Origin of the sequence: Corallococcus terminator (genome assembly GCF_003611635.1) — a bacterium.
Lineage (GTDB): Bacteria > Myxococcota > Myxococcia > Myxococcales > Myxococcaceae > Corallococcus > Corallococcus terminator.
Genome location: NZ_RAVZ01000644.1, coordinates 1 through 1,886, shown reverse-complemented (window position 1 = coordinate 1,886; position 1,886 = coordinate 1). Strand labels below are relative to the sequence as shown.

The following is a 1,886-nucleotide window of genomic DNA, read 5'->3' as shown; positions in this document are numbered from 1 at the left end:
GCAAATATCCATCAGAGGGCAGGTGCCTGGATTGATTGGGAAATTCCCCAGCCCCTGTCGTCTGGCACGACCGTTGCTAGCCTATGCCGCGTCGCGCCGTGAAGGCGCGGGCAGTGAGCACCTGGAAGGAGCGGGAATTGACGCGGTGGCAGCGACAGACGGTGGGGATGGCCTGGGGTGTGGGGTTGTGCGCGGCGACGCTGGCGTGTGCCCAGCCGAAGCCGGCGACGACGTCCGTGGCGGCCCGGGGTTCGGGGTTCTCCATGGAGACGGTGAAGGAGCGGGCCCGCGCGCTGGCCGCGAAGCCGTACCAGGAGCCGCCCATCGGGGTGCCGCCGTCCTTCGAGAAGCTCACCTACGATCAGTACCGGGACATCCGCTTCCGCGACGCCAGCTCCCTGTGGCGTGACGCGAACCTCCAGTTCCGGGCGCAGTTCTTCCACCCGGGCTTCTATTACACGCGTCCCGTCCAGGTGAACGAGGTGTCCGGGGGCAAGGCGCGCCCGGTGCCCTTCTCCACGGATCAGTTCACCTACGGGCCCCTGGTGGGAACGCCGCCCAGGGGGAAGGTGAATGGCTTCGCGGGCTTCCGTCTCAACGCGCCGCTGAACACGAAGGGCTACTACGACGAACTGGTGGCCTTCCTGGGCGCCAGCTACTTCCGCGCCCTGGGCAAGGGCAACCTGTACGGCCTGTCAGCGCGCGGGCTCGCCATCGACACGGCGCTGCAGGGCCCCGAGGAGTTCCCGACGTTCCGCGAGTTCTGGCTGGAGAAGCCGGCGGAGGGTTCGGACCAGGTGGTGGTGCACGCGCTGCTCGACAGCACCAGCGTCACGGGCGCCTACCGCTTCGTCATCCAGCCGGGCGAGCAGACGGTGATGGACATCACGGCGACGCTGTTCGCCCGCAAGCAGGTGCGGCAGTTGGGCCTGGCGCCGCTGACCAGCATGTTCCTCTTCGGAGAGAACGACCGGGGCGACTTTGACGACTTCCGTCCCGAGGTGCATGACTCCGACGGCCTCCTGGTGTGGATGAAGAACGGCGAGAAGCTGTGGCGCCCGCTGAAGAACCCCAAGCACACCCAGGTGAGCAGCTTCCATTCGGACGGGCTGTCGGGCTTCGGCCTCCTGCAGCGCGACCAGGCGTTCACCAGTTATGAAGACCTGGAGGCGCGCTCCGAGCGTCGGCCGGGTGCCTGGGTGCAGCCGGTGGGTGACTGGGGCAAGGGCTCCGTGCGGCTGGTGGAGCTGCCCACCCGCGAGGAGATCCACGACAACATCGTCGCCTTCTGGGTACCGGATGCGCCGCTGGCGGCGGGTGCACAGCTTGAATTCTCGTATCGACTGTCGTGGGGCTTCGCGCCGGAAGGTGTGAAGTCCTCGGGGTCGGTCGTCGCGGCGACGCGTGTCGCCGCGGGCAGCAAGCCGGGGGCGCGTCGCTTCGTCCTCGATTTCACCCAGAACACGGGGGACGGCACGGGTCCTGTGGAAGCGGTCGTCACCGCCTCCCGTGGGCAGGTGCTGCACCCGCGCGCGGAAGTCCACGCCATCACCGGTGGCTATCGCGCGGCCTTCGAGCTGATGCCCGACGGAGAAGGACCCGTCGAGCTCCGCTGCTTCCTCAAACGCGGTTCCGAGACCCTCACCGAGACCTGGAGCTACCTGTGGATTCCGTGACCACGCACCCCTTCCTCTCCTTCGCCCCGGCGATGCCCCAGGCCCGCGTGGACACCCACGAAGCGCTGGTGGGCTTCTTCCAGGACTTCGGCTTCAGTGGCCGTGGAGACCTGGAGCGCCTGGCGAACTGGGTCCTGGGCACCCGCGACCTGTCGCTGTCTCCGGAAGCCGCGCTGGCGCTCGCGCGCTGGCGGGTGGAGGGGTGGCTGG

General features: G+C 68.3%; 1 protein-coding gene and 1 pseudogene. Both read left to right on the top strand.

The features are described 5' to 3' along the window. Positions 1-167: 167 nt before the first annotated feature. On the top strand, positions 168-1,676 hold the full coding sequence (locus tag D7V88_RS41090) for an OpgD/OpgG family glucan biosynthesis protein (RefSeq protein WP_120545905.1): 1,509 nt from the start codon (positions 168-170) through the stop codon (positions 1,674-1,676). Further along, positions 1,673-1,886: pseudogene (locus D7V88_RS41085) on the top strand (hypothetical protein); the annotation flags it as partial. The gene D7V88_RS41090 and the pseudogene D7V88_RS41085, both read left to right, overlap by 4 nt.

Bases quoted from the DNA above. Each gene is read 5' to 3' on its own strand.
- D7V88_RS41090 (WP_120545905.1), top strand. From the start codon at position 168: ATGGCCTGGGGTGTGGGGTTGTGCGCGGCGACGCTGGCGTGTGCCCAG.